At 60.1% G+C, this 25,893-nt stretch carries 24 protein-coding genes; 14 read left to right on the top strand and 10 right to left on the bottom strand.

From position 1 onward, the window contains the following. Nucleotides 1–127 precede the first annotated feature (127 nt). The 5 genes from ACIO0C_RS14235 to rlmF all read left to right on the top strand — a co-directional run bounded on the left by ACIO0C_RS14235 (nucleotide 128) and on the right by rlmF (nucleotide 6,868). Nucleotides 128–1,618 carry a leucyl aminopeptidase gene (locus ACIO0C_RS14235; RefSeq protein ID WP_401312965.1) on the top strand — a complete coding sequence of 497 codons (1,491 nt, stop codon included), beginning with the start codon at nucleotides 128–130 and terminating at the stop codon, nucleotides 1,616–1,618. Nucleotides 1,619–1,678: 60 nt separating this feature from the next. Further along, a complete protein-coding gene (locus ACIO0C_RS14230) occupies nucleotides 1,679–2,107 on the top strand; it encodes a DNA polymerase III subunit chi (RefSeq protein WP_401312964.1) in 429 nt (142 codons plus the stop codon). Between the two features lie 8 nt (nucleotides 2,108–2,115). Then, nucleotides 2,116–2,505 (top strand): DNA polymerase III subunit chi, encoded by a 390-nt coding sequence (locus ACIO0C_RS14225; protein ID WP_401312962.1) that lies wholly within the window; start codon nucleotides 2,116–2,118, stop codon nucleotides 2,503–2,505. A 225-nt stretch (nucleotides 2,506–2,730) separates the two neighbouring features. Next, entirely contained in the window at nucleotides 2,731–5,577 is a 2,847-nt protein-coding gene (locus ACIO0C_RS14220) for a valine--tRNA ligase (protein ID WP_401312959.1), read from the top strand. 259 nt (nucleotides 5,578–5,836) lie between these two features. Beyond that, entirely contained in the window at nucleotides 5,837–6,868 is a 1,032-nt protein-coding gene (rlmF, locus tag ACIO0C_RS14215; protein ID WP_401312957.1) for a 23S rRNA (adenine(1618)-N(6))-methyltransferase RlmF, read from the top strand. A gap of 61 nt (nucleotides 6,869–6,929) precedes the next feature. Here the strand turns inward: rlmF and ACIO0C_RS14210 are convergent, their stop codons facing one another. Then, complete coding sequence (locus ACIO0C_RS14210) at nucleotides 6,930–7,211, bottom strand: HU family DNA-binding protein (RefSeq protein WP_007905514.1); 282 nt, start codon at nucleotides 7,209–7,211, stop codon at nucleotides 6,930–6,932. Nucleotides 7,212–7,606: 395 nt separating this feature from the next. Here ACIO0C_RS14210 and yejK point away from each other — a divergent pair, with 395 nt between their 5' ends. Both yejK and ACIO0C_RS14200 read left to right on the top strand, forming a co-directional pair. After that, nucleotides 7,607–8,611 (top strand): nucleoid-associated protein YejK, encoded by a 1,005-nt coding sequence (gene yejK, locus ACIO0C_RS14205; RefSeq protein ID WP_272603425.1) that lies wholly within the window; start codon nucleotides 7,607–7,609, stop codon nucleotides 8,609–8,611. Further along, complete coding sequence (locus tag ACIO0C_RS14200; protein ID WP_401312954.1) at nucleotides 8,611–8,961, top strand: glutaredoxin family protein; 351 nt, start codon at nucleotides 8,611–8,613, stop codon at nucleotides 8,959–8,961. Before yejK ends, ACIO0C_RS14200 begins: the two co-directional genes overlap by 1 nt. 53 nt (nucleotides 8,962–9,014) lie before the next feature. Here ACIO0C_RS14200 and ACIO0C_RS14195 read toward each other — a convergent pair whose 3' ends face one another. From ACIO0C_RS14195 to ACIO0C_RS14160, 8 genes are all read right to left on the bottom strand, one after another. Next, the gene (locus ACIO0C_RS14195) at nucleotides 9,015–9,950 is read right to left on the bottom strand and encodes a glutathione S-transferase family protein (RefSeq protein ID WP_401312952.1); all 936 of its coding nucleotides are present in this window, start codon (nucleotides 9,948–9,950) and stop codon (nucleotides 9,015–9,017) included. 86 nt (nucleotides 9,951–10,036) lie between these two features. Beyond that, a complete protein-coding gene (locus tag ACIO0C_RS14190) occupies nucleotides 10,037–10,348 on the bottom strand; it encodes a GIY-YIG nuclease family protein (protein ID WP_401312950.1) in 312 nt (103 codons plus the stop codon). A gap of 40 nt (nucleotides 10,349–10,388) precedes the next feature. Continuing rightward, a complete protein-coding gene (locus ACIO0C_RS14185; RefSeq protein WP_401312947.1) occupies nucleotides 10,389–10,859 on the bottom strand; it encodes a nuclear transport factor 2 family protein in 471 nt (156 codons plus the stop codon). A gap of 100 nt (nucleotides 10,860–10,959) precedes the next feature. Beyond that, a complete protein-coding gene (locus ACIO0C_RS14180) occupies nucleotides 10,960–12,258 on the bottom strand; it encodes a CynX/NimT family MFS transporter (RefSeq protein ID WP_401312944.1) in 1,299 nt (432 codons plus the stop codon). Continuing rightward, nucleotides 12,248–12,907, bottom strand: coding sequence for a FadR/GntR family transcriptional regulator (locus tag ACIO0C_RS14175; protein WP_401312942.1), 660 nt, complete (start codon nucleotides 12,905–12,907; stop codon nucleotides 12,248–12,250). The genes ACIO0C_RS14180 and ACIO0C_RS14175 overlap by 11 nt, the downstream gene beginning before the upstream one ends. A gap of 156 nt (nucleotides 12,908–13,063) precedes the next feature. Next, nucleotides 13,064–13,405 (bottom strand): Grx4 family monothiol glutaredoxin, encoded by a 342-nt coding sequence (gene grxD / locus ACIO0C_RS14170; RefSeq protein ID WP_007938922.1) that lies wholly within the window; start codon nucleotides 13,403–13,405, stop codon nucleotides 13,064–13,066. Nucleotides 13,406–13,502: 97 nt separating this feature from the next. Further along, nucleotides 13,503–15,608 carry a molybdopterin oxidoreductase family protein gene (locus tag ACIO0C_RS14165; RefSeq protein WP_401312939.1) on the bottom strand — a complete coding sequence of 702 codons (2,106 nt, stop codon included), beginning with the start codon at nucleotides 15,606–15,608 and terminating at the stop codon, nucleotides 13,503–13,505. Between the two features lie 134 nt (nucleotides 15,609–15,742). After that, nucleotides 15,743–16,033 (bottom strand): hypothetical protein, encoded by a 291-nt coding sequence (locus ACIO0C_RS14160; RefSeq protein WP_401312936.1) that lies wholly within the window; start codon nucleotides 16,031–16,033, stop codon nucleotides 15,743–15,745. A 407-nt stretch (nucleotides 16,034–16,440) separates the two neighbouring features. Between ACIO0C_RS14160 and argF the strand changes: the two genes are divergently transcribed. After that, nucleotides 16,441–17,361: an ornithine carbamoyltransferase gene (gene argF, locus ACIO0C_RS14155; protein WP_401312934.1), complete on the top strand. Its 921-nt coding sequence runs from the start codon at nucleotides 16,441–16,443 to the stop codon at nucleotides 17,359–17,361. Next, nucleotides 17,358–18,467: an ABC transporter ATP-binding protein gene (locus ACIO0C_RS14150; protein WP_401312932.1), complete on the top strand. Its 1,110-nt coding sequence runs from the start codon at nucleotides 17,358–17,360 to the stop codon at nucleotides 18,465–18,467. The genes argF and ACIO0C_RS14150 overlap by 4 nt, the downstream gene beginning before the upstream one ends. 7 nt (nucleotides 18,468–18,474) lie before the next feature. Here the strand turns inward: ACIO0C_RS14150 and ybaK are convergent, their stop codons facing one another. After that, nucleotides 18,475–18,945, bottom strand: a complete 471-nt coding sequence (ybaK, locus tag ACIO0C_RS14145) for a Cys-tRNA(Pro) deacylase (RefSeq protein WP_008056627.1) — start codon at nucleotides 18,943–18,945, stop codon at nucleotides 18,475–18,477. A gap of 328 nt (nucleotides 18,946–19,273) precedes the next feature. On the opposite strand from ybaK, the gene ACIO0C_RS14140 reads away from it, so the two are divergent. From ACIO0C_RS14140 to ACIO0C_RS14120, 5 genes are all read left to right on the top strand, one after another. Continuing rightward, nucleotides 19,274–20,125, top strand: a complete 852-nt coding sequence (locus ACIO0C_RS14140) for an MIP/aquaporin family protein (protein ID WP_401312929.1) — start codon at nucleotides 19,274–19,276, stop codon at nucleotides 20,123–20,125. Between the two features lie 75 nt (nucleotides 20,126–20,200). Continuing rightward, complete coding sequence (gene glpK, locus ACIO0C_RS14135) at nucleotides 20,201–21,706, top strand: glycerol kinase GlpK (RefSeq protein ID WP_180205255.1); 1,506 nt, start codon at nucleotides 20,201–20,203, stop codon at nucleotides 21,704–21,706. Between the two features lie 95 nt (nucleotides 21,707–21,801). Further along, the gene (locus ACIO0C_RS14130) at nucleotides 21,802–22,557 is read left to right on the top strand and encodes a DeoR/GlpR family transcriptional regulator (RefSeq protein ID WP_008056633.1); all 756 of its coding nucleotides are present in this window, start codon (nucleotides 21,802–21,804) and stop codon (nucleotides 22,555–22,557) included. Nucleotides 22,558–22,922: 365 nt separating this feature from the next. Next, on the top strand, nucleotides 22,923–24,461 hold the full coding sequence (gene glpD / locus ACIO0C_RS14125; protein WP_401312924.1) for a glycerol-3-phosphate dehydrogenase: 1,539 nt from the start codon (nucleotides 22,923–22,925) through the stop codon (nucleotides 24,459–24,461). A gap of 418 nt (nucleotides 24,462–24,879) precedes the next feature. After that, a complete protein-coding gene (locus ACIO0C_RS14120) occupies nucleotides 24,880–25,794 on the top strand; it encodes a glutamate/aspartate ABC transporter substrate-binding protein (protein ID WP_020800741.1) in 915 nt (304 codons plus the stop codon). Nucleotides 25,795–25,893: the final 99 nt, after the last annotated feature.

Genomic DNA, 25,893 nt, shown 5'->3' with positions numbered 1-25,893 from the left:
GCCGCTGGCGAGGTTCAAACTGCCGCCTTCGTCGCCGGTCGATCCTGGCGCCTTTCTATTTATAAGCAAGCGCTGCCCGCACCTTGTCGAGCGCTTGCCTATTGATCACCAATTCAGGGACCCGGACATGGAACTGGTTGTAAAAAGCGTCAACCCGCAAACGTTGAAAACCGCCACGCTGGTAGTTGCCGTCGGCGAAGGCCGCAAGCTCGGCACCGTTGCCAAACAGCTCGACGAACTCAGCGCTGGCGCCATCAGTGCCGTTCTCAAGCGCGGTGACCTGGCCGGCAAGGTTGGCCAGAGCCTGTTGCTGCACAGCCTGCCGAACCTGAAAGCAGAACGCGTATTGCTGGTCGGCGTGGGCAAGGACGAAGAACTGGGTGACCGCCCGTTCCGCAAAATCATTGCCGGCATCCTCAACACGCTCAAAGGCCTGGGTGGCAGCGACGCGGTGCTGGCCCTGGACGAAATCGTGGTCAAGGGCCGCGACAGCTATGGCAAGACCCGCCTGCTGGCCGAAACCCTGGTGGACGGCGAATACCAGTTCGACCAGTTCAAGAGCCAGAAAGCCGAGCCGCGCGCCCTGAAGAAAATCACCCTGGTGACCATCAAGGCCGCCGAGGCTGAAGTGCAACGCGCCGTGACCCACGCCACCGCCATCGCCAACGGCATGGCCCTGACCCGCGACCTGGGCAACCTGCCGCCGAACATTTGCCACCCGACCTTCCTCGGCGAGCAAGCCAAAGACCTGGGCAAGCAATTCAAGGACCTGAAAGTCGAAGTCCTCGATGAGAAAAAAATCAAGGCCCTGGGCATGGGCTCGTTCTACGCCGTCGGCCAGGGCAGCGCCCAGCCACCACGCCTGATCGTCATGCAATACAACGGTGGCAAGAAGTCCGAGAAGCCCTACGCCCTGGTCGGCAAGGGCATCACCTTCGACACCGGCGGCATCAGCCTCAAGCCGGGCGCCGGCATGGATGAAATGAAATACGACATGGGCGGCGCTGCCAGCGTATTCGGCACCGTGCGTGCCGTGCTCGAACTGAAGCTGCCGATCAACCTGGTGTGCATCCTGGCTTGCGCCGAGAACATGCCAAGCGGCAATGCTTCGCGCCCGGGCGACATCGTCACCACCATGAGCGGCCAGACCGTGGAAATCCTCAACACCGACGCCGAAGGCCGTCTGGTGCTGTGCGACGCCCTGACCTACTCCGAGCGTTTCAAGCCACAAGCGGTGATCGACATCGCCACCCTGACCGGCGCCTGCGTGGTTGCACTGGGCTCCCACACCTCGGGCCTGCTGGGCAACAACGAGCAATTGATCGACCAACTGCTGAGCGCCGGCAAGACGGCCGACGACCGCGCCTGGCAACTGCCGCTATTCGATGAGTACCAGGAACAGCTGGACAGCCCGTTCGCCGACATCGCCAACATCGGTGGTCCGAAAGCCGGCACCATCACGGCGGCCTGCTTCCTGTCGCGCTTCACCAAGAACCTGAACTGGGCGCACCTGGACATCGCCGGCACCGCCTGGACCAGCGGCGGCAAGGACAAGGGCGCCACTGGCCGTCCGGTTCCACTGCTGACCCAATACCTGCTGGACCGCGCCAAAGCCTGAAACCAATGACCCCGGGCGACGTCGCTTGCGAGCGGCGTCGACCCGGGCTCAGGAACCGCAATGACCAAAGTCGACTTCTATATCCTGCCCAGCGCCGATCCTTCGGCGCGGCTGGATTTCGCCTGCAAGCTCACCGAAAAAGCCTGGCGCATGGGCCATCGCGTCTACCTCCATTGCAGCGATGCGGCCCAGCGTGACGATCTCGATGCGCGCCTCTGGGCCTTCAAGGGGGAAAGCTTCGTGCCCCACGGCCCCGCTGAGAACGAACCGGACAGCCTGATCGTGCTGGGCTTTGGCGATGACTGCGGTCAGCATCAGGACCTGCTGGTCAATCTCGATCTGAAAGTACCGGCCTTTGCCCAACATTTCGCCCGCGTGGCGGAGGTGGTGGTCGAAGATCCGGTCATACGCACGGCTGCGCGGGAGAGTTTCCGTTTCTACCGCGAACAGGGCTATCCTCTGCAAGATCACCGTTTACAGCGACTCTGAGCATTCCGATGGACACTCCAAAACCGCTGCAACCCTCCGCGCACCTGCTGGACGACCTCGAGTCGATCCGCCAGCTGCTCGGCGATGACAACCTGCAACCGCCTCTGCTGACCGACACAGTCGAAGAAGGTGATCAGGAACAGATTCCGATGCTGTTCGACACCGTCAGCGAAGCCACGCCGACCGTTGCACCAACACCACCCAAGCCCGCCGCCGAGCCCGCGCCGAGCACCCACCAGAACGCCGAAGCGTTGCTGTACCTGGACAGCGAACTGCGCGCCGCCGCGCAATTGATCATGCAAGACGTGATCGACGACTTCGCGCCGCACATCGAAACCGAAATCAAACGCCGCCTCAGCGCGCGGATGGAACGGTTGCTGAGCCAGTACAACGACTGAGCCATACACAGATCCCCTTGTAGGAGCGAGCTTGCTCACGAAAGCGGTGTACCAGCCACCATTCAAGTCGACTGACACACTGCTATCGCGAGCAAGCTTGCTCCTACAAGGGGATTTGCATCAGTTTTGAGGACGCGCCCTGTCCGCCCCTGCTCGCCCTGCGCCCCATGCCCCGCTATACTTGCCGGCTTTTCCTGAACAAATGCCAATAGGGTCCCGCCGCGCATGGATAAGACCTACCAGCCGCACGCCATTGAAACTTCCTGGTACAACACCTGGGAGTCAGAGAATTACTTCGCCCCGCAAGGCGCGGGCGAGTCCTACACCATCATGATCCCGCCGCCGAACGTCACCGGCAGCCTGCACATGGGGCATGGCTTCAACAACGCGATCATGGACGCCCTGATCCGTTTCCGCCGCATGCAGGGTCGCAACACCCTGTGGCAACCGGGTACCGACCACGCCGGTATCGCCACGCAAATGCTGGTAGAGCGTCAACTTGAAGCCCAAGGCCAGAATCGCCACGACCTGGGCCGTGACAAGTTCCTCGAGAAAGTCTGGGAATGGAAGGATCAGTCCGGCGGCAACATCAGCCGTCAGATCCGCCGCCTCGGCTCGTCCGTGGACTGGAGCCGCGAGCGCTTCACCATGGACGATGGCCTCTCGGAAGCCGTGAAGGAAGCGTTCGTGCGCCTGCACGAAGACGGCCTGATCTACCGCGGCAAGCGCCTGGTCAACTGGGACACCAAGCTGCACACGGCGATTTCCGACCTCGAAGTGGAAAACCACGACGAGAAAGGTTTCCTGTGGAACCTGAAGTACCCGCTGGCCGACGGTGCCAAGACCGCTGAAGGCAACGCGTTCCTGATCGTCGCGACCACCCGTCCGGAAACCATGCTCGGCGACTCCGCCGTCGCGGTTAACCCGAACGATGAGCGCTACAAAGCCCTGATCGGAAAATTTGTCGAGTTGCCGCTGGTCGGCCGCCGCATCCCGATCATCGCCGACGATTACTGCGATCCTGAATTCGGCACCGGTTGCGTGAAAATCACCCCGGCCCACGATTTCAATGACTACGAAGTCGGCAAGCGCCACAACTTGCCGCTGCTGAACATTTTCGACAAGAACGCCAACGTTCTGCCCGCCGTTCAGGCGTTCAACCTCGATGGCACCCTGAACGAAACCATCGACGGCAAGATCCCGGCTGAATATGCCGGCCTGGACCGCTTCGAAGCGCGCAAACAGATCGTTGCGGCGTTTGAGGCCGCTGGCCTGCTGGTCAGCGTCGACGATCACGCCCTGAAAGTGCCGAAAGGCGATCGCTCCGGCACGATCATCGAGCCGTGGCTGACCGACCAGTGGTACGTGTCCACCAAACCGTTGGCCGAACCTGCGATTGCCGCCGTTGAAGACGGTCGCATCCAGTTCGTACCGAAACAGTACGAAAACATGTACTTCTCGTGGATGCGTGACATCCAGGACTGGTGCATCAGCCGTCAGCTGTGGTGGGGGCACCGGATTCCGGCCTGGTACGACGAGTCGGGCAAAGTCTACGTCGGTCGCGACGAAGCCGAAGTACGCGCCAAGCACAACCTCGGCCCGGACGTCGCGCTGCAGCAGGACAACGATGTTCTCGACACCTGGTTCAGCTCGGGCCTGTGGACCTTCTCCACGCTCGGCTGGCCGGAACAGACCGAATTCCTGAAGAAGTTCCACTCCACCGACGTGCTGGTCACCGGCTTCGACATCATTTTCTTCTGGGTTGCCCGGATGATCATGCTTACCATGCATTTGGTGAAGAACGAAGACGGCACGCCGCAGGTTCCGTTCAAGACCGTTTATGTGCACGGCCTGGTGCGAGATGGCCAGGGCCAGAAAATGTCCAAGTCCAAGGGCAACGTCCTTGACCCGCTGGACATCATCGACGGTATCGAGCTGGAAGAGCTGGTGCAGAAACGCACCTCCGGCCTGATGCAGCCGAAACTGGCGAAGAAGATCGAGAAGCAGACCCGCGACGAGTTCGCCGAGGGCATCGCCAGCTACGGCACCGATGCCTTGCGCTTCACCTTCTGTTCGCTGGCCTCCACCGGTCGTGACATCAAGTTCGACATGGGCCGCGTCGAGGGCTATCGCAACTTCTGCAACAAGATCTGGAACGCGGCACGCTACGTGCTGGACAAGGGCGAAGACTGCGGCCAGAACGGCGAAGCTTACGAGCTGTCCCTGGCGGATCGCTGGATCATCTCGCAGCTGCAACGCACCGAAGCCGAAGTGACTCGTCAGCTCGACCAGTTCCGTTTCGACCTGGCCGCGCAAGCCTTGTACGAGTTCATCTGGAACCAGTATTGCGACTGGTACCTGGAACTGTCCAAGCCGGTGCTGTGGGACGAAAACGCACCGGTTGAACGCCAGCGCGGCACCCGTCGCACCCTGGTTCGCGTGCTCGAAGTGGCCTTGCGCCTGGCGCACCCGTTCATGCCGTTCATCACCGAAGAAATCTGGCAGCGCCTCGCGCCGCTGGCCGGTATCGAAGGCAAGACAATCATGTTGCAACCTTGGCCAGTGGCCAATGAAGCACGCATCGACCAGGCCGCCGAAGACGACATCGAATGGCTCAAGGGCCTGATGCTTGGCACTCGCAACATCCGTGGCGAAATGAACATTGGCCCGGGCAAACCGCTGCCGCTGTTCCTGAAGAACGTCAGTGCAGAAGATCAGCGTCGTCTGACCGAGAACGAAGCGTTGCTCAAGAAGCTGGCACGCCTGGAATCGATCACGGTGCTGGCCGCCGGCGAAGAGGCACCGTTGTCCGCCACCGCACTGGTTGGCGAGATGCAAGTGCTGGTGCCGATGGCCGGCCTGATCGACAAAGGAGCAGAGCTTGCGCGCCTGGACAAGGAAATCCAGCGCCTGCAAGGCGAAGTGCAGCGCGTCGGCGGCAAGCTGTCCAACGCCGGTTTCGTTGACAAGGCGCCAGCTGAAGTCATCGAGAAAGAACGCGCCAAACTGGCCGAAGCCGAACAGGCTCTGGGCAAGCTGGCGGAACAACATGAGCGGATTGCCAGCCTGTAAGGGCATGTCGCGATGAAAAAGGGAGGCCCATTCGGCCTCCCTTTTTTATACGCCTCGCCCACAGCCACCAGAGAACCCCGTGGGAGCGGGCTTGCCCGCGATGAGGCCATCACTTCCAACATAGGTGTTGCCTGACACACCGCCATCGCGGGCGAGCCCGCTCCCACAGGGATATGGGGTGATTGTCAGATTGGGTTCCAAAGTCCGGGATGTGGGACAATACCCGCCACTATTAGCCATACCCGAATCGACCACACCCATGACCGCCCCCCGCACACCCAGACCTGCGCGTAAAAAGCCCGAATCCGCGACCCCGGCCAAAGCCGTGGAGCCGCGCGAAAAGGCCAGCCTGCATCCGCGCAATCGCCACCAGGGTCGTTACGACTTCCCGGCACTGATCAAGAGCACGCCGGAGCTGGCGAAGTTCGTGATCATCAACCCGTACGGCAAGGAAAGCATCGACTTCGCCAGCCCGGACGCGGTAAGGGTGTTCAACCGGGCGTTGCTCAAGTCGTTCTACGGCATCGCCCATTGGGACATTCCAGCCGATTACCTGTGCCCACCGGTTCCGGGCCGTGCGGACTATGTGCACTTCCTCGCCGACCTGCTGGCCAGCGGCAATGACGGCGTGATTCCCCGGGGCGCCGCGGTGAAGGTGCTGGACGTGGGCATGGGCGCCAACTGCGTCTATCCGCTGATCGGTCATAGCGACTACCGCTGGCAGTTCCTCGGCTCGGAAATCGACGCCACCGCCATCGCCGCAGCCAAGGCCATCATCCAGTCCAACGGCTTGAACAAGGCCATCCAGATTCGCCAGCAGGGCAACCGCAAGCATATTTTGCTGGGTCTGCTGGAAAGCGCCGAGCGGTTTGACCTGACGATGTGCAACCCACCGTTCCACGCCTCGCTGGACGAAGCTACGCGCGGCAGCACCCGCAAGTGGCGCGCGCTGGGCAAGGCCGATCCGAAACGCAAACTGCCGGTGCTGAATTTTGGCGGTCAGGCCGCGGAATTGTGGTGTGAAGGCGGTGAAGCGCGATTCGTCACCCAACTGATCAGCGAAAGCGCGCAGGTGGGGCAACAGGTACTGTGGTTCAGCACACTGGTATCGAAAGCGTCGAACCTGCCAGCGATCCAGACCGCGTTGAAAAAAGCCGGGGCACTGCAAAGCCAGGTGGTGGAAATGTCCCAGGGCCAGAAACAGAGCCGCTTCGTGGCCTGGACATTCCAGACCCAAGCGCAACAACAAGCCTGGCGTCAGGCGCGCTGGGTGAAGCCTTCAGCGCAGTAAGCAGCAGACACAAAAAAACCGTGCCCGGATCGCTCCGACGCACGGTTTTTTTTAACAAGTCTTACTTGTTAACAGCGTCGGTCAGGCCTTTGGCCACAACCAGCTTGATCACTTTCTTGGCAGCGATTTCGATTGCAGCGCCAGTCGAAGGGTTACGGCCAGTACGGGCAGGACGCTCAGTCACTTTCAGTTTGCCGATACCTGGCAGAGTGATTTCGCCGCCGTTTTCCAACTGATCGGCAACGATTTGGCCCAGTTGGTCCAGAGCGTTACGCGCGGTGGTTTTCGGCGCGTCGATAGCTTCAGCGATGTCGGCGATCAGTTGGTCTTTAGTAAGAGCCATGTAGTGTTCCTTCCCTATCAAATTCATATGGATTGCAGAGTGCAGTGTCAGCCATCGAGCCCGATCTTCTGGATCTGGCACCCTCGGCCAAATAACCGCGGGATCGGGGTTATAGATACCGAAATCAGGGTTTGGTTCGACCTGACAAATGCTGAATGCACGCTTAACGCAGTGACTACGCGTAAGACCGGGCAAAACTAGCACAGAGACGGGGAAATATCCGCCTCTTGCTACCCAATTGGTCAGCTTTATTGCTCTAAACCGGCAAAAAAACGCATAAGCACCACCGGTCACCCCACAAATGCCGTTCGCACCGCGCCAAAACCAGTGGTTGCGGTACACTGAGCGCTTTTTCGGGGAGCGCGCCCTCCCGTCTTCCATCAGCCGAGAAGCCCATGCCGATCCGTCATTGCATCGTCCACCTGATCGACAAAAAACCCGACGGCACTCCAGCGGTTCTCCACGCTCGCGACTCTGAACTGGCCGAGTCTGCAGCCATCGAGAACATGCTTGCCGACCTCAACGAAAACTACAACGCCAAACAAGGCAAAGCCTGGGGTCTGTTTCATCCGGAGTCCGGCGCCTTTCCATTCAGCGGCTGGCTGAAGGAATACCTCGATGGCGGTCAGGACTTCACCGCCTTCAGTCGCGTGGCGGTGGAGCACCTGCAAAAACTGATGGAAGAGTCCAACCTCTCGGTCGGCGGCCACGTCCTGTTCGCCCACTATCAGCAAGGCATGACCGATTACCTGGCAATCGCCCTGTTGCACCACAGTGAAGGCGTCGCGGTGACCGAACAACTGGACGTGACCCCTTCCCGTCACCTGGACCTGGGCCAGTTGCACCTGGCGGCGCGGATCAACGTGTCGGAGTGGCAGAACAACAAGCAATCCAAGCAGTACATTTCGTTCATCAAAGGCAAGAACGGCAAAAAGGTTTCGGAGTATTTCCGCGACTTCATCGGCTGCCAGGAAGGTGTCGACGGCCCCGGCGAAACCCGCACCCTGCTCAAGGCCTTCAGTGACTTCGTCGAAAGCGAAGACCTGCCCGAAGAGGACGCCCGCGAGAAAACCAAGACCCTGGTGGATTACGCCAGCAGCCAGGCCAAGCTCGGCGAACCGATGGGCCTGGAAGAGTTGTCGGAACTGATCGACGAAGACCGTCCGAAAGCCTTCTACGACCACATCCGCAACAAGGACTACGGCCTGTCGCCGGAAATCCCGGCGGATAAACGCACCTTGAACCAGTTCCGCCGTTTCACCGGCCGCGCCGAGGGCCTTTCCATCAGCTTCGAAGCGCACCTGCTGGGCTCGAAAATCGAGTACGACGAAGACGCCGGCACGCTGATCATCAAAGGCCTGCCGACCTCGCTCACCGACCAGCTCAAGCGCCGCAACTGATGCTCGCCAGCGTATTGAAGAAGTTCCTGCTGATCCTGCTGGTGGTCGTGGTCTATCAGCATTGGGGCAAGATCGAGCGGGTGTTCAACCCATCGCAGGTGGTGTCAGAACAGACCCAGGCCGAGGCCAACGTCGTGCTTTACGCCACCGAGTGGTGTGGCTACTGCAAGCTGACCCGGCGCTTTCTCGATCAGAAAGGCATTCCATACAAGGAGTTCGACATCGAGAAAGATGCCGTGGCGCGCAAGGCCTATGAGGCCTTGGGCGGCGGCGGGATTCCGATCATCGATGTGAACGGGACGCTGATTCGCGGGTATGACCCGGATGCGATTCTCGCAGCTCTGAAATAATCTGAAAGCTGTAGGCGCGAGCGGTGCGGGCAAGCCTCGCTCCTACAAAGACATCATTGCGCTTCGATGCGGAATCCAAACCGCGGAAAGTGCACATGCACCACACCACCGCGCTCATCCTCACGACGCACGATCAACTCTTCGACACCGGCAAACAGTAACTCCCCCACCACCGGATCTACGCCATAGTCCGTGGCCGCGATCAGTACTTGCTGACCGGCCTCAAACCCGTTCGGATCGACGAACTGCTCATCCGGCAATGGGGCTGGCGTGGCATTGCGCGCAACCTCCAACGCTTCCCCGGACGTCATCTCGCTGAAGGCGCCGTGACCGAAGCCCAATACCCGTGCGTGCCACGCAGCAACCGCCGGGTAAGCATCGACCAGCGGCGCAGTGATCGGTGTTGCCTTGAGGAACCACAGCGGGTGAGCCAGGGCGAAGTCGGCAATCGACGGTTCGCCGAACAGGTAATCACCGTCCTCGCGCTGCAGCTGTTGCTCCAGGCGCGTCATGATCGTCGGCCATTGATGCCGCGCTTGCTCGGCCGCCAACTTTATAGCGCTGCCACCACTGAACAGGCAGGCCCGGTCGGCGATAAACGCCTTGATCGCTTCGGGGGGCAAACCGGCAAAACGCACCGCTATCGATTCCGGCTGAAACACCAGGCTGACGGCATGCTGGAACACCACCGAATCGGCCCAGGCCGCGAAGGTCGCGGCGACCATTTCCTGGCCTTCCGGAAAGAACGTCGGCAGGGCTTTTTCCTGTTCCAGACGCCGGGCAATCAAGGCCGTGTCGCAATAGATATCCACACCGATCTGCAGCACCGGCGTCTTGCGATAGCCGCCGGTCAACGCAGTCAGATCGGGCTTTGGCATCACCGGCGAGATTTTCACCGAACGCCAGGACAACCCCTTGAAACCCAGGAGCAAACGGGCTTTTTCGGCGAAAGGGGACGTCGGGTAATGATGCAGGATCAACTCGGACATGCTCGGCTCCGCCGCACGAATAGGAACCCCAGCTTAGCGCGCAATCGGCAGGCAGCCTACAGGTCTGCCTGATGGGAACTGATCAGTCAGATTGATACGCCGGCGGCGGCACTGGCCACAAGGCATTCCTTGGCGCTTTTCTTGAGTTTTTTGATCAATCGTTCCTGACGCAGCGCTTCACTTTTATCGCGACAAATTTCGGTATAAACCAGCGCTACTGCCGGGCTGGAAAGAAAGAACCGCGCCCCTTTGCCACTTTGATGAGTGGCAAAACGACGCACAGGATCATCGCTGATCCCGCAGTAGAGCGAGCCATTGGCCGCACGAACCAGATAGACGAACCACGGCTTGGTCACCTGTGAATCGGTGTCGGCAGGTTTTTCGTTGAGGGTGCTCACGTAACGATCAAGACTTGTAAGGAAACAAGCGGCGATCTTATCAGCGACTGGCCTGGAAAGCCTTCAGGCCCTTCAACGCTTGAGCGCGAACAGCGTTCTTCACCAGTGGCGTCCAGCCCAACAACAGGCCTTTGAAACCCAGCGCCTGACGTGACCAGGTCCATAGATCGAAGCTGTCGTGATGCTCGCAGATCTTGCCGTCACGAAAGACAAACCGCGCCTGAATATCGTTGACCACGGTGCTGCCTGTCTGGCTGAACAAATATGTCGCCACCCAATGGGCGCCGCCGGTGCGTTCATCGCTGCGCACATTGTCGAAAGTCAGGGAAAAGTCCTTGGCCCGGGTGGTGAGCATGCGCCACATGTCGCCGGCATCGCGACCACGAAGCTCGCCAAACGCCGGATCACTGAACACCACGTCATCGGTATAGCAGGCGCTCATGGCCTCGGCATCCAGCCGTTGGAAGGCTTGGTAGAACTGGGTGATCAATGCGCTGTGTGCATCACTCATGGGCAGGCTCCTTACGTTCACAAGATTGCCTGCACGATAGTCTGCAAATACGCCGAACACTATCGGCATTCGCCAGGTGAACGCCGATAGTGCGCAGGGGTCAGACCTTTTCGCTTTCGACCTGGACGTAGAGTGCTCGCCCGGCACCGAGTCCGGCGATGATCGCACCCAGGCCGATCACGCCGAAAATCCAGCCAACGGCGCTCCAGCCACCGGTCCAGTCGTGCACAATCCCCACCGCGAACGGCCCCATGGACGCCAGGGTATAACCGAAGCCCTGGGCCATGCTCGACAGGTTCGCCGCCACATGGGAGTCCCGCGAGCGCAGCACGATCAGGGTCAACGCCAGGCTGAACGTGGCGCCCTGCCCCAGGCCGAGCACTATCGCCCAACCCCACAAGCCTTCGATCGGGGCGTACAGGCAACCGAACAAGCCACCCAGGGTCAGCGCCATGACGATCACGATCGCCAGGCGCTGGTCCTTGCCGCGAGTCGCCAGCCATGGCGCTGCGAGGGAACTGACCAATTGAACGATCACCGAACCCGACAACACCAGTCCCGCCTGGGTCGGGGTCAGGCCACGACCAATCAGGATCGATGGCAACCAGCCAAACACGATGTACGCCAGTGACGATTGCAGGCCCATGTACAACGTCACCTGCCAGGCCAGCGGATCACGCAACAGACCACGGACTCGATAGGCGACGTTATGCGCACCGTGTTTCTGACCGACTTGCGGCAACCAGAAAATTGCCGCGACCAGCGCCGGAACCACCCAGAAGCCCAGACCCAATGCCCAGCTTTTGTCGAAGTGTTCGCTCAACGGCACGGTCGCACCGGCCGCCATGGCCGCGCCCAGACACAGGGCCATGGTGTAGACACCGGTCATGGTCCCGGCCTGTTTGGGGAAGTCGCGTTTGACGATGCCCGGCAACAAAACGCCGATCACACCGATGCTCGCGCCGGCCAGTACGCTGCCGGCAAACAGACCGATCTCGCCAAAGGAACTGCGCAGGATGATCCCGGCCGCCAGGGTCAGGAGAATGCCCAACACCACGCGTTCGGCCCCGAAGCGGCGCGCCAGCACCGGTGCAAGCGGGGCGAACAAACCGAGGCACAATACCGGCAACGTAGTCAGCAACCCGGCCTGTGACGCCGACAACCCCAGGCTTTTCGACACCTCGCTCAGCATCGGCGCCATGCTCGACAACGCCGGGCGCAGGTTCAGCGCCACCAGAATCAGGCCCAGCAACAACAGCCACGGGCGTCGCAGGATCGGCTGGGTTTGCTGGACCTGTTCGTCATCAGCCTCGGCGTCGATCAGCAGCTCTTCGAGCTCTGCCGTGCGTTTGGGTGAGGTGAGGCTGTTGGACATGGTGTTCTCGGTTTCAAGGTTCATTGATCAGCTGCCTCGACAGGGCTTTGGCCCGCTCCGGGTCGCGTTGCTCCACGGCATCGAGCAGTTCGACGTGCAGGTCGAAGACCTCCTGGCGCCGGGGGGTGATGTTCAGGCAGTGGCGCAATTGTTCGCCGACAACACTGGAGAAATAGCGATACAGCTCACTGAGCGTCGGGTTGTGCGCGGCGTCCACCAGGCGACGGTGGAACACCAGATCACAGGCAATGTAGGTGTCAAGATCGCCGTGATAGTGGCTGCCGCTAACGCCCAACGCCTCACGCAAGGCCACCAGGTCCTCATCGGTACGGCGCATGGCGGCCAGGCCGATGGCCTCGACTTCAAGGATGTGCCGGGTCTCGCGGGCCTGTTCGAGTGAGCAACGGGACAACGCCTTGAGGGTGTCCAGCGGATCGACCACCGCGCGCAGGTAACTGCCGTCACCCTGACGGATTTCGATCAACCCGGAAAACGCCAACACGCGCATGGCTTCGCGCACCGTGTTGCGGCTGATGCCCAGTTCGGCGGACAGCTCGGGTTCGGTCGGCAAGCGCTGCCCCACCGTCCAGACGCCCTGGTTGATGCGCGAGCGCAGCTGCTCCAGGGCCTGATCGACCAGGGAGCGTTTAACCAATGGAGCAATGTCTGACATAGGATTCGCCCTGTCATCCAATCATAGGATGAATTTTCTGACATGTTAGTCAGCTTCATCCGGGAGGACAACCCGGTCATGTGTGCCGATGATTTTTCCCGGACGAAAAAAAACCCTTCACGAATAATCGTGAAGGGTTTTTTTGATGCCTGGGTATCAGGCTTCGGTCTTGGCTGCCGCTGCTTTGGCCGCGGCATCCTTGATCAGCGCCTGCAACGAACCATCAGCGGACATTTCAGTCATGATGTCGCTACCGCCAACCAGCTCGCCAGCTACCCACAGCTGCGGGAAGGTTGGCCAGTTGGCGTATTTTGGCAGGTTGGCGCGGATTTCCGGGTTCTGCAGGATATCCACGTACGCAAATTTTTCGCCACACGCCATCACGGCCTGCGCGGCTTTCGCGGAGAAGCCGCACTGCGGGGCATTCGGCGAGCCTTTCATGTAAAGCAGAATGGTGTTGTTGGCAATCTGCTCTTTAATCGTTTCGATGATATCCATGGAGCACCTCGGCTGAACTTTCCGACTCATGGGTCGGCACGGTGGCGCATTGTAACGGAAAGCCGAGCGCGCTGCTCGGTCTCTCCGTCAGATGCGATCAGGCCGCTACCACGGTCACCGGCACACCGTTCAACGCCGCATTACCCGACAACTCATCGAGTTGACACTCGTCGGTCAGGTCATTGGCGCTGGCGCCTGGCTGACCACTGGCGATGCTCATTTGCACACCCGGCCGGGCATGGCCCCAACCGTGCGGAAGGCTGACCACACCTTTCATCATATCCAGGCTGGCCAACACTTGCACTTCGATGACCCCGACCCGCGAACTGACCCGCACCATCTGCCCGTCGCTTAACCCGCGACTGGCCAGATCATCCGGGTGCATCAACAACTGGTGACGAGGCTTGCCCTTCACCAAGCGGTGATAGTTATGCATCCACGAGTTGTTGCTGCGCACATGTCGCCGGCCGATCATCAACAACTCATCGCTGGCCGGCGCCTGCAACGCCGCGAAACGTGCCAGGTCGGCGAGGATCGCGGCGGGGGCAGCCTGGACTCGCTGATTGGCGGTTTTCAAGCGGGGCGCCAGGTTGGGTTTCAGTGCGCCCAGGTCAACCCCATGGGGATGATCGAACAGGGTTGCCAGTGACAGCTTGTACGGCGACGCGTCGCCGTACAGTCCCATGCGCAAACCGCGGTCGATCATCTGCGCCGGGGCGATGGTGGGTTTCAACTCCTTGCCGGTCTTCGCTGCGAACGCCTTGGCCAGCCCGACGAAAATTTCCCAGTCGTGCAATGCGCCTTCAGGCTTTGGCAGGATGGCGCGGTTGAAGCGGCTGACGTTGCGCACCGCAAACATATTGAAAGTGGTGTCGTAATGATCGTTTTCCAGCGTAGAAGTAGACGGCAGGATCAGGTCGGCATAACGCGTAGTTTCATTGATGTACAGGTCGACACTGACCATGAACTCCAGGCCGTCCAGCGCCTGTTCCAGCTGGCGACCATTGGGTGTGGACAGCACCGGGTTGCCCGCCACGGTAATCAGCGCGCGGACCTGTCCTTCGCCTTCGGTCAGCATCTCTTCGGCCAAAGCCGACACCGGCAGTTCGCCGCCGTACTCGGGGCGCCCGGAAACCCGGCTCTGCCACAAATTGAAATGCCCACCCGACGTTGAAGCCACCAGGTCAACCGCCGGTTCCGTGCACAAGGCGCCGCCGACGCGGTCGAGGTTGCCGGTGACCAGGTTGATCAACTGCACCAGCCAATGGCACAGCGTGCCGAATGCCTGGGTCGAGACACCCATGCGGCCGTAGCAAATCGCTGTGGGTGCGACGGCAAAATCCCGTGCCAGTTGGCGGATTTGTTCCGCCGGCACCGCACACAATGGACTCATGGCTTCGGCGCTGAAACCGGCCACGGCTTCGCGCACCTGATCCAGACCGTCCACTGGCAAATGACTGTCGCGGGTCAGGCCTTCGGCGAACAGGGTATTGAGCAGACCGAACAGCAACGCCGCATCGCCACCGGGGCGAACGAACAGATGCTGGTCGGCGATCGCCGCCGTTTCGCTGCGGCGTGGGTCGACCACCACGACTTTGCCGCCCCGGGCCTGGATCGCCTTCAGGCGTTTTTCCACATCCGGCACGGTCATGATGCTGCCGTTGGAGGCCAGCGGATTGCCGCCCAGGATCAGCATGAAATCGGTGTGATCGATGTCCGGTATCGGCAACAGCAAACCATGGCCGTACATCAAGTGACTGGTCAGGTGATGGGGCAACTGGTCGACGGACGTCGCGGAAAACCGGTTACGGGTTTTCAGCAGGCCGAGAAAATAATTGCTGTGGGTCATCAGCCCATAGTTGTGCACGCTGGGATTGCCTTGATAAACCGCCACCGCGTTCTGCCCGTGGCGCTCTTGAATCGCGGCGAGGCGTTCGGCGACCAGGTTGAAGGCATCTTCCCACTCGATGGGTTGCCATTCGCTGCCCACCCGCCGCATTGGCTGATGCAGGCGATCCGGATCGTTCTGGATGTCTTGCAGGGCAACCGCCTTGGGACAAATGTGCCCGCGGCTGAAGGTGTCCAGGGGGTCACCCTTGATCGAGGTGATCTGCAGGTTGCCTTCGAGCTCGGTGGTTTCGATGGTCAGGCCGCAGATGGCTTCACACAAATGGCACGCACGGTGATGGAGAGTCTTGGTCATGGCCAGTCTCTGTCTTGTTCTGGGCGGGCGATAGCGACCGCGGGAACAAAACTATGGCGCCTGCCCCGCCGCCGCGCCAGCGACGTTCGTCTTGTGAATCGGTGGCCATCAGGCGTGCCGATAACCGCTGACGATCAGCTCGAAGGCAGCCTGGGCGGCGTGTGCAACTGGATTTCCTGGAGGGGTTCGACCGGCCCATGGGCGCCGTGCACACCGGTCAGTTCTCCAATTAGACGCCAGTGTTCGTCAAGCCCGGCACTGATGGTGACCATGCGGTCGATCATGCGCCGCCCTGCGTCCCGCGTGACCTGGTCGTCACTGCGCAGCAGTTCGAAAGACATCGATGTCATGGAGGCGGTCAGGTGAGTCAGGGAGCGGGCCGTTAGGCTGAGCAATTCCATAAGCTGTTGTTCTTTCGATTCCATCGCTGAGCTTCCTGCGTCACTCGTGAATTAGTTATAACCCAGCACTTTGTATTCGCAAGTAATCCAGATCGGCTGCGCCCGGCCTCAAAGCCCGGAACGACTGGTCGAAAACCGACTGTCTGCTCGCCATCCCCGCCCCGCTGGATTGCCAAGTTCCACGGTGCCGGTGTACAAATGCCTGGCTGCTGTCAGGAAACAGGCTTCAAAAAGCGTTATCGCAGTCATCCGATAGCCTCTCTGAAATCCCCTAATAACCGTAGCCCTATTGGTAAGACGCGACATTTAATTATAAGATCGCGCCTTCCCCTATTTCGTCGCCCCGTGCGGCTTACGCCGCAGGTCTCGCCCGTTGTTCCGTAAAACAAGGCTTTGAGCATCTGCGGTTTGTAGCAAAAAGGTAGTCAATGATGAGCGCAAGGCACTTTCTCTCCCTGATGGATTGCACGCCCCAAGAGCTGGTCAGCGTGATCCGTCGAGGCGTTGAGCTCAAAGACCTGCGTAACCGCGGCGTACTGTTCGAGCCTTTGAAAAACCGCGTGCTCGGGATGATTTTCGAAAAGTCCTCGACCCGCACCCGAATTTCGTTCGAAGCCGGCATGATCCAGCTCGGTGGCCAGGCGATCTTCCTGTCGCCCCGCGATACCCAGCTGGGCCGTGGCGAGCCGATCGGCGACTGCGCAATCGTCATGTCGAGCATGCTCGACGCCGTGATGATCCGCACCTTTGCCCACAGCAACCTGACTGTATTCGCCGCCAACTCGCGCGTGCCGGTCATCAACGGCTTGTCCGACGACCTGCACCCGTGCCAGTTGCTGGCCGACATGCAGACGTTCCTCGAACACCGTGGCTCCATCCAGGGCAAGACAGTGGCCTGGATCGGTGACGGCAACAACATGTGCAACAGCTATATAGAAGCGGCGATCCAGTTCGACTTCCAGTTGCGCATCGCCTGCCCGGAAGGTTACGAACCCAATCCCGAATTCGTGGCCAAGGCTGGCGACCGGGTGACCATCATTCGTGATCCGCAGGACGCCGTGCGCGGTGCGCACCTGGTGAGCACTGACGTCTGGACCTCCATGGGCCAGGAAGAAGAAACCGCCAAGCGCCTGCAGCTGTTTGCTCCGTACCAGGTCAACCGCGCCCTGCTCGACCTGGCCGCCCCGGACGTACTGTTCATGCATTGCCTGCCGGCTCACCGCGGTGAAGAAATCAGCGTCGACCTGCTCGACGACCCGCGCTCGGTGGCCTGGGACCAGGCTGAAAACCGGCTTCACGCACAAAAGGCCCTGCTCGAGTTTCTTGTCCCGCCTTCGTACCATCACGCATGAGCCAGCCATTACTGCTTAACCTGCGCAACCTCGCCTGCGGCTATCAAGACCAGCGCGTGGTGCAAAACCTCAACCTGCATTTGAACGCCGGTGACATCGGTTGCCTGCTGGGCTCTTCAGGCTGCGGCAAGACCACCACCCTGCGCGCCATTGCCGGCTTCGAACCGGTGCACGAAGGTGACATCCAGCTGGCTGGCGAGACCATCTCCAGTGCCGGTTTCACCCTCGCGCCGGAGAAGCGTCGCATTGGCATGGTGTTCCAGGATTACGCCCTGTTTCCGCATTTGAGCGTGGCCGACAACATCGCCTTCGGCATTCGCAAACATCCGGACAAGGATCGCGTGACCCAAGAGTTGCTCGAACTGGTCAACCTGAAAAACCTCGGCAAGCGTTACCCCCACGAGCTCTCCGGTGGCCAGCAGCAACGGGTCGCCCTGGCTCGCGCCCTGGCGCCGGAACCGCAATTGCTGCTGCTGGACGAACCGTTCTCCAACCTCGACGGTGAATTGCGCCGCAAACTCAGCCACGAGGTACGCGACATCCTCAAGGCCCGCGGCACCAGCGCGATCCTGGTGACCCACGACCAGGAAGAAGCCTTCGCGGTCAGCGATCACGTCGGCGTGTTCAAGGAAGGCCGGCTTGAGCAATGGGATACGCCCTACAACCTCTATCACGAACCACTGACACCCTATGTGGCCAGCTTCATCGGCCAGGGTTACTTCATTCGCGGCCAGCTGAGCAGCCCGGAGTCGGTGCAGACGGAACTCGGTGAACTGCGCGGCAACCGCGCCTACACCTGGCCGGTCGGCGGTGCGGTGGATGTCTTGCTGCGTCCGGACGATATCGTTTATGCGCCAGACAGTGCATTGAAGGCGCGGATCGTCGGCAAGTCTTTCCAGGGTGCCTCGACGCTTTATCGCCTGCAAATGCTCACCGGCGCACAACTGGAAGCGATCTTCCCCAGCCATGTCGACCATCTGATCGGCGCAGAAGTCGGCATTCGTGTCGCGGCGGAACACCTGGTGCTGTTCCAGGCATCCGGCAGCATGGCGGCGCAAATCCCTACCGTTGATTCAGGCGTGCGGCGCTACAGCAGCGCGCATTGATCACCCCCTACGGGCGGCCGATATCGGCGAATGTTGCCTGGGTATGTTCGGCCAGCACGGCGGGGGCCAATTCGACTTCAAGGCCCCGCCGTCCCGCGCTGACAAAAATGCTCGCAAACGGCTGGGCCGAATTGTCGATAAACGTCCGCAAGCGCTTCTTCTGCCCCAACGGGCTGATACCGCCCAATAGATAACCAGTGGAGCGCTGGGCCGCCGCAGGGTCGGCCATTTCGACTTTCTTCACCTTGGCTGCCTGGGCCAAGGCTTTTAGATCGAGACTGCCGCCAACCGGCACCACCGCCACCAGCAACTCACCTTTCTCACTGGCCGCCAACAAGGTCTTGAACACTTGCGCCGGGTCCAGTCCGAGCTTCTCCGCAGCTTCCAGCCCATAGGACGCCGCCTTCGGGTCATGTTCATAACTGTGCACACGGTGTTCGGCCCGAACCTTTTTCAGCAAATCCAATGCGGGTGTCATAACAGCTCCAGACTGGGTGGCAGTAGAAAATCCTGCGCCGGATTCTAGGACATTGATCCACAAAAGGCTCTATCGCGGCGCCGTTTCAAAAGGCGCCCAGTTCCCGGCTTCCCCTCCTGCGACGCGCGATCATTCACGTGACCAATAGTTTATTTGTGACCGATGGTTCACTTTCGACCTTTGACATCAGCGTTTCTTGTCTATATTTTTTCGTTTGTGAAACTGCATGAAAATCATAACGCAGTTCCAGCTGTAAAACGGGAACAGATCCTGCCTCAGTGAAAAACGCGCTTTGTCCAACGCCAGACAAGAAAAAAAAGAGGTTTCAATGACAACTGCTTTACAACAACCGTCGCTATCGAGCCAATGCATGGCCGAGTTCCTGGGTACTGCGCTGCTGATCTTCTTCGGTACGGGCTGTGTTGCCGCGCTCAAGGTCGCGGGTGCCAGCTTTGGCCTCTGGGAAATCAGCATTATCTGGGGTGTCGGCGTGAGCATGGCGATCTACTTGACCGCCGGGGTGTCCGGCGCCCACCTGAACCCTGCCGTCAGTATCGCGCTGAGCATTTTTGCCGACTTCGAAAAGCGCAAACTGCCTTTCTATATCATCGCCCAAGTGGCTGGCGCCTTTTGCGGTGCATTACTGGTGTACACCCTTTACAGCAACCTGTTCTTCGATTTCGAACAAACTCAACAAATGGTTCGCGGCAGTGCAGCCAGCCTTGAACTGGCCTCGGTGTTCTCCACCTTCCCCAACCCAAGCCTGTCCACAGCCCAGGCGTTCCTGGTCGAAGTGATCATCACCGCCATCCTGATGGGCGTGATCATGTCGCTGACCGACGATAACAATGGCCTGCCCAACGGCCCATTGGCGCCCATCCTGATCGGCCTGCTGATTGCAGTGATTGGCAGCTCGATGGGACCGCTGACCGGTTTCGCGATGAACCCGGCCCGGGACTTCGGCCCTAAACTGATGACTTTCTTCGCAGGCTGGGGTGAAATTTCCTTCACGGGCGGCCGTGATATTCCGTACTTCCTGGTTCCGGTTTTTGCACCGGTTGTCGGTGCCTGCCTGGGTGCCGCCGCCTACCGCGGCTTGATTGCCCGTCACCTGCCTGGCGCCGCACCTGCTACAAAGGATGCAACAGCGGCCATTGACGGCAAACCCAGAATTTCTTGATAGCGCTGGCGCGCGACCCTGCCCGTTTGCTCGTGCGCCAGACCTCACTTCCCTTTTTCGTCCAAGGCAATCGAAATGACCGACACACAGAACAAGAACTACATCATTGCCCTCGATCAGGGTACGACCAGCTCCCGCGCGATCATTTTCGACCGTGACGCGAACGTGGTCTGCACCGCACAGCGCGAGTTCGCGCAGCATTATCCGCAAGCCGGCTGGGTCGAACATGACCCGATGGAAATCTTCGCCACCCAAAGCGCGGTGATGGTCGAAGCCTTGGCGCAAGCCGGCCTGCATCACGATCAGGTCGCGGCCATCGGCATCACCAACCAACGTGAAACCACCGTGGTGTGGGACAAGAACACCGGTCGCCCGATCTACAACGCGATCGTCTGGCAGTGCCGACGCAGCACCGAGATCTGCCAGCAGCTCAAGCGCGATGGCCATGAACAATACATCAGCGAAACCACGGGCCTGGTCACCGACCCGTACTTCTCCGGCACCAAGCTCAAGTGGATCCTCGACAACGTCGAAGGCAGCCGCGAACGCGCGCGCAACGGCGAGTTGCTGTTCGGTACCGTCGACAGCTGGCTGATCTGGAAATTTACCGGCGGCAAGGTGCACGTCACCGACTACACCAATGCCTCGCGCACGATGCTCTTCAACATCCACACACTGGAGTGGGACGCGAAGATGCTGGAGCTGCTGGATATCCCGCGGGAAATGCTACCGCAGGTAAAGTCCTCCTCGGAAATCTATGGCCACACCAAAAGCGGCATCGCCATCGGCGGTATCGCTGGCGACCAGCAGGCCGCCCTGTTCGGTCAGATGTGCGTCGAAGCCGGCCAAGCGAAAAACACCTATGGCACCGGTTGCTTCCTGCTGATGAACACCGGCGACAAAGCCGTGAAGTCCAACCACGGCATGCTCACGACCATCGCTTGCGGCCCACGCGGCGAAGTCGCCTACGCACTGGAAGGGGCGGTGTTCAACGGCGGCTCCACCGTCCAATGGCTGCGTGACGAGCTGAAGATCATCAACGACGCCCACGACACCGAGTACTTCGCCAACAAGGTCAAGGACAGCAACGGCGTGTACCTGGTACCGGCCTTCACCGGCCTGGGTGCGCCTTACTGGGACCCTTATGCCCGTGGCGCACTGTTCGGCCTGACCCGTGGCGTGCGCGTCGATCACATCATTCGCGCCGCACTGGAATCGATTGCCTACCAGACCCGCGACGTGCTCGACGCCATGCAGCAGGACGCCGGCGAACGCCTCAAAGCCCTGCGCGTTGACGGCGGTGCTGTGGCGAACAACTTCCTGATGCAGTTCCAGGCCGACATTCTCGGCACCCAGGTCGAGCGTCCGCAGATGCGCGAAACCACGGCATTGGGCGCCGCTTACCTGGCGGGCCTGGCCTGCGGTTTCTGGGGCAGCCTGGACGAGTTGCGCGGCAAGGCGGTGATCGAACGCCAGTTCGAACCGACACTCGATGAAGCGGCGAAGGAAAAACTCTACGCCGGCTGGAAAAAAGCCGTCAGCCGCACGCGTGATTGGGCGGCTGAAGACGAGGCCGAATAAACCGGGATACGAGCTCGTATCTGTATGTAACTGGTAGGGAGCAGATTCCTGCGGCATCATGGGCAAATTTTGCACGGCAGCCCAAAGGACGCCCCATGAATCTGCCTCCCCGTCAGCAGCAAATCCTCGAACTGGTCCGCGAGCGCGGTTATGTCAGCATCGAGGAAATGGCCACGCTGTTCGTTGTTACCCCGCAGACCATCCGCCGCGACATCAATCAACTGGCGGAAGCCAATCTGTTGCGCCGCTACCACGGTGGCGCGGCTTACGACTCCAGTGTTGAAAACACCGCCTACGCCATGCGTGCCGATCAGATGCGCGATGAGAAACAGCGCATCGGCGAAGCCATTGCCGCGCAGATCCCCGACCACGCCTCGCTGTTCATCAATATCGGCACGACCACCGAGTCGATTGCCCGCGCCCTGCTCAATCACAATCACCTGAAGATCATCACCAACAACCTTCATGTGGCTTCGATGCTCAGCGCCAAGGACGACTTCGACGTCCTGCTGACCGGGGGCAATGTGCGGCGCGACGGTGGCGTGGTCGGCCAGGCCAGCGTCGATTTCATCAACCAGTTCAAGGTCGACTTTGCCCTCGTCGGCATCAGCGGCATCGATGAAGACGGCAGCCTGCTGGATTTCGATTATCAGGAAGTGCGGGTATCCCAGGCGATCATCGCCAACGCCCGCAAGGTGATTCTCGCCGCCGACTCCAGCAAGTTCGGGCGCAACGCCATGATCCGCCTGGGACCGATCAGCCTGATCGATTGCCTGGTTACCGACCAGCAGCCGGTGCCGGCACTGACGCAGTTGTTGAATCAGCACAAGATTCGGCTCGAGGTCGTTTAACCCCCCTCACATCTTCGTCGCCTGTTCCGACGCCATCGCGGGCAAGCCCGCTCCCACAAGGATCACCGAAACCTGTGGGAGCGGGCTTCGCCTGTTCCGACGCCATCGCGGGCAAGCCCGCTCCCACAGGGATCACCGAAACCTGTGGGAGCGGGCTTGCCCGCGATAGCAATCGCCCAGACACCGCATTTTCCGCCTCCCTCCGCCCTCGAATGTTCGTAAATTTTCCTTTCATGGCCCTTCGATGAGTTTTTTCAATCGAAGTCGACTGGCTGTGCGCGTCTTTATGGGCTAAGATTTTCGAAAATGAACATCAATGTTCGAATTCAAATACAGAAAATCAAAGAATTCCGAGGCCTTAGCCGATGCCCACTTCTACTTCACCTACGCCACCTTTCGCCGAGGTCTACGATATCGCCGTCATCGGTGGCGGCATCAATGGCGCAGGGATCGCGGCAGATGCCGCCGGTCGCGGCCTCTCGGTGTTCCTTTGCGAAAAGGATGACCTGGCCAGCCACACCTCATCGGCCAGCAGCAAGCTGATCCACGGCGGCCTGCGCTATCTCGAACATTACGAATTCCGCCTGGTGCGCGAAGCCCTGGCCGAGCGCGAAGTGCTGCTGGCCAAGGCCCCGCATATCGTCAAGCCCATGCGCTTCGTGCTACCGCATCGCCCGCACCTGCGCCCTGCCTGGATGATCCGCGCCGGCCTGTTCCTTTATGACAACCTCGGCAAACGGGAAAAGCTGGCCGGTTCAAAAAGCCTGAGGTTCGGCCCCGACAGCGCGCTCAAAAGCGAAATCACCAAGGGTTTCGAGTATTCCGACTGCTGGGTCGACGATGCGCGCCTGGTGGTATTGAACGCCATGGCGGCCCGGGAAAAAGGCGCCCACGTCCACACCCAGACCCGCTGCGTCAGCGCGCGTCGCACCAAAGGCCTGTGGCATCTGCACCTGGAACGCGCCGACGGCAGCCTGTTTTCGATCCGCGCCAAGGCGCTGGTGAACGCAGCCGGCCCCTGGGTCGCCAAGTTCATTCGTGACGACCTGAAGATGGAGTCGCCCTACGGTATCCGCCTGATCCAGGGCAGCCACCTGATCGTACCCAAGCTGTATGAAGGCGATCACGCGCACATCTTGCAAAACGAAGATCAGCGCATCGTCTTCACCATTCCGTACCTCAATCACTTCACCCTGATCGGCACCACCGACCGCGAGTACACAGGCGATCCGGCAAAAGTGGCGATTACCGAAGCCGAAACCGATTACCTGCTGCAAGTGGTCAACGCCCATTTCAAAAAACAGATCGGCCGTGACGATATCCTGCACAGCTATTCCGGCGTTCGTCCGCTGTGCAACGACGAATCCGACAACCCGTCGGCCGTCACCCGCGACTACACCCTGGCGCTGTCGGGCAGCGGCGAGGAAGCGCCCCTGCTGTCGGTGTTCGGCGGCAAACTGACCACCTACCGCAAGCTGGCCGAATCGGCGCTGGCGCAACTGGCGTCACACTTCCCGCACATCTTGCCAAGCTGGACCGCCAACGCCACCCTGCCGGGCGGCGAAGACATGAGCACACCGCAGGCGTTGAGTTCGCTGATCCGCGACAAGTTCGACTGGATCCCCAGCGAAATCTCACGCCGCTGGGCCACCACCTACGGCAGTCGCACCTGGCGCATGCTCGAAGGCGTACAGAACCTCAACGACATGGGCGAACACATCGGCGGCGGCCTCTACACCCGTGAGGTCGATTACCTGTGCAGCGAAGAGTGGGCGACCAGCGCCCACGACATTCTGTGGCGTCGTAGCAAACTCGGCCTGTTCACCACACCCGAGCAACAGCAACGGCTTGCCGATTACTTGAGCAAGGTCGAACAGAACCGCCGCAAGATCGAAGCGGCCTGATCCGGCAATGCAAAGCCCCTATCCAGGGGCTTTGTGCATTCTGTAGGCGCTGGCTTGTCGGGTCGCCGCATCGCAGCGAAGGCGACCTTGAGCCTTGCGAATTTCCTACAGGCCCTTTCGCCGGCAAGCCGGGCTCCTACAGGGGCGAGGAGGGTTATCGTACGCATTCGGTTTTCCGAACGCGACTTGGCGGTCAATTCGGTTAACCGGATTTCTTTTGCCAAAAAAAACCTCAATAAATATTTAATCTCCTTATAAATCAATGTATTGAGCCGTCGAGCCTGGCCTGGCACGAGTCATGCTCTACACTCTTCGACGAATGCTTGTTGTACCGACGCTCCAGGAGCCGTCAGGCATTCGAAGCACAAAAGGGCCGACGAACTGGCTCCATAAAAAAAACAATGTCGAGGAAAATTTGATGCGCATCGTTCCCCATATCCTGGGCGCAGCCATTGCTGCCGCTCTGATCAGCACGCCAGTGTTCGCCGCCGAACTCACCGGCACCCTGAAAAAGATCAAAGAGTCCGGTGTCATCACTCTCGGGCATCGTGACGCTTCCATTCCTTTCTCCTACATCGCGGACGCTTCCGGTAAACCGGTCGGCTACTCCCACGACATCCAGCTGAAAGTCGTCGAAGCCCTGAAAAAAGAACTGGATCTGCCGAACCTGCAGGTCAAGTACAACCTCGTCACCTCGCAAACCCGTATTCCGCTGGTGCAGAACGGCACCGTAGACCTGGAATGCGGCTCCACCACCAACAACGTCGAGCGTCAGCAGCAAGTTGACTTCTCCGTTGGCATCTTCGAAATCGGTACGCGCCTGCTGTCCAAGGCAGACTCCAAGTACAAGGATTTCCCGGACCTGGCCGGCAAGAACGTCGTGACCACCGCCGGCACCACCTCCGAGCGCATCCTCAAGGCGATGAACGCTGACAAACAGATGGGCATGAACGTCATCTCCGCCAAAGACCACGGCGAGTCCTTCCAGATGCTGGAAACCGGCCGTGCCGTTGCCTTCATGATGGACGATGCCCTGCTGGCCGGTGAAGCGGCCAAGGCCAAGAAGGCCAGTGACTGGGCCGTGACCGGTACACCACAGTCCTATGAAATCTACGGCTGCATGGTGCGCAAAGGCGACGAGCCGTTCAAAAAGGCCGTGGATGACGCCATCAAGGCCACCTACGCATCGGGCGAGATCAACAAGATCTACGAAAAATGGTTCATGCAGCCAATCCCGCCAAAAGGCCTGAACCTGAACTTCCCGATGAGCGACGAGCTCAAGGCCCTGATCGCCAATCCGACCGATAAAGCGGCTGACGACAAGAAATCCTGATTTCTGACTAACCTTATCTCCTGAGAGGGCCCCCGCCCTCTCGGGAGGTTGTCACTCCCTGCTGGCATTTTTGGAAACACTCGGACCGGTGGCTGTCGA

It is taken from the genome of Pseudomonas sp. NPDC087336, from assembly GCF_044744285.1.
Lineage (GTDB): Bacteria > Pseudomonadota > Gammaproteobacteria > Pseudomonadales > Pseudomonadaceae > Aquipseudomonas.
The sequence above is the reverse complement of the archived record's forward strand: the minus strand, read 5'-3'. Positions and strand labels throughout refer to the sequence as shown.

What these genes read in the sequence shown, in the direction of transcription:
- ACIO0C_RS14235 (WP_401312965.1), top strand. Translation starts at nt 128, where the DNA reads ATGGAACTGGTTGTAAAAAGCGTCAACCCGCAAACGTTGAAAACCGCC.
- ACIO0C_RS14230 (WP_401312964.1), top strand. Translation starts at nt 1,679, where the DNA reads ATGACCAAAGTCGACTTCTATATCCTGCCCAGCGCCGATCCTTCGGCG.
- ACIO0C_RS14225 (WP_401312962.1), top strand. Translation starts at nt 2,116, where the DNA reads ATGGACACTCCAAAACCGCTGCAACCCTCCGCGCACCTGCTGGACGAC.
- ACIO0C_RS14220 (WP_401312959.1), top strand. Translation starts at nt 2,731, where the DNA reads ATGGATAAGACCTACCAGCCGCACGCCATTGAAACTTCCTGGTACAAC.
- rlmF (WP_401312957.1), top strand. Translation starts at nt 5,837, where the DNA reads ATGACCGCCCCCCGCACACCCAGACCTGCGCGTAAAAAGCCCGAATCC.
- ACIO0C_RS14210 (WP_007905514.1), bottom strand. Translation starts at nt 7,211, where the DNA reads ATGGCTCTTACTAAAGACCAACTGATCGCCGACATCGCTGAAGCTATC.
- yejK (WP_272603425.1), top strand. Translation starts at nt 7,607, where the DNA reads ATGCCGATCCGTCATTGCATCGTCCACCTGATCGACAAAAAACCCGAC.
- ACIO0C_RS14200 (WP_401312954.1), top strand. Translation starts at nt 8,611, where the DNA reads ATGCTCGCCAGCGTATTGAAGAAGTTCCTGCTGATCCTGCTGGTGGTC.
- ACIO0C_RS14195 (WP_401312952.1), bottom strand. Translation starts at nt 9,950, where the DNA reads ATGTCCGAGTTGATCCTGCATCATTACCCGACGTCCCCTTTCGCCGAA.
- ACIO0C_RS14185 (WP_401312947.1), bottom strand. Translation starts at nt 10,859, where the DNA reads ATGAGTGATGCACACAGCGCATTGATCACCCAGTTCTACCAAGCCTTC.
- ACIO0C_RS14180 (WP_401312944.1), bottom strand. Translation starts at nt 12,258, where the DNA reads ATGAACCTTGAAACCGAGAACACCATGTCCAACAGCCTCACCTCACCC.
- ACIO0C_RS14175 (WP_401312942.1), bottom strand. Translation starts at nt 12,907, where the DNA reads ATGTCAGACATTGCTCCATTGGTTAAACGCTCCCTGGTCGATCAGGCC.
- grxD (WP_007938922.1), bottom strand. Translation starts at nt 13,405, where the DNA reads ATGGATATCATCGAAACGATTAAAGAGCAGATTGCCAACAACACCATT.
- ACIO0C_RS14165 (WP_401312939.1), bottom strand. Translation starts at nt 15,608, where the DNA reads ATGACCAAGACTCTCCATCACCGTGCGTGCCATTTGTGTGAAGCCATC.
- ACIO0C_RS14160 (WP_401312936.1), bottom strand. Translation starts at nt 16,033, where the DNA reads ATGGAATCGAAAGAACAACAGCTTATGGAATTGCTCAGCCTAACGGCC.
- argF (WP_401312934.1), top strand. Translation starts at nt 16,441, where the DNA reads ATGAGCGCAAGGCACTTTCTCTCCCTGATGGATTGCACGCCCCAAGAG.
- ACIO0C_RS14150 (WP_401312932.1), top strand. Translation starts at nt 17,358, where the DNA reads ATGAGCCAGCCATTACTGCTTAACCTGCGCAACCTCGCCTGCGGCTAT.
- ybaK (WP_008056627.1), bottom strand. Translation starts at nt 18,945, where the DNA reads ATGACACCCGCATTGGATTTGCTGAAAAAGGTTCGGGCCGAACACCGT.
- ACIO0C_RS14140 (WP_401312929.1), top strand. Translation starts at nt 19,274, where the DNA reads ATGACAACTGCTTTACAACAACCGTCGCTATCGAGCCAATGCATGGCC.
- glpK (WP_180205255.1), top strand. Translation starts at nt 20,201, where the DNA reads ATGACCGACACACAGAACAAGAACTACATCATTGCCCTCGATCAGGGT.
- ACIO0C_RS14130 (WP_008056633.1), top strand. Translation starts at nt 21,802, where the DNA reads ATGAATCTGCCTCCCCGTCAGCAGCAAATCCTCGAACTGGTCCGCGAG.
- glpD (WP_401312924.1), top strand. Translation starts at nt 22,923, where the DNA reads ATGCCCACTTCTACTTCACCTACGCCACCTTTCGCCGAGGTCTACGAT.
- ACIO0C_RS14120 (WP_020800741.1), top strand. Translation starts at nt 24,880, where the DNA reads ATGCGCATCGTTCCCCATATCCTGGGCGCAGCCATTGCTGCCGCTCTG.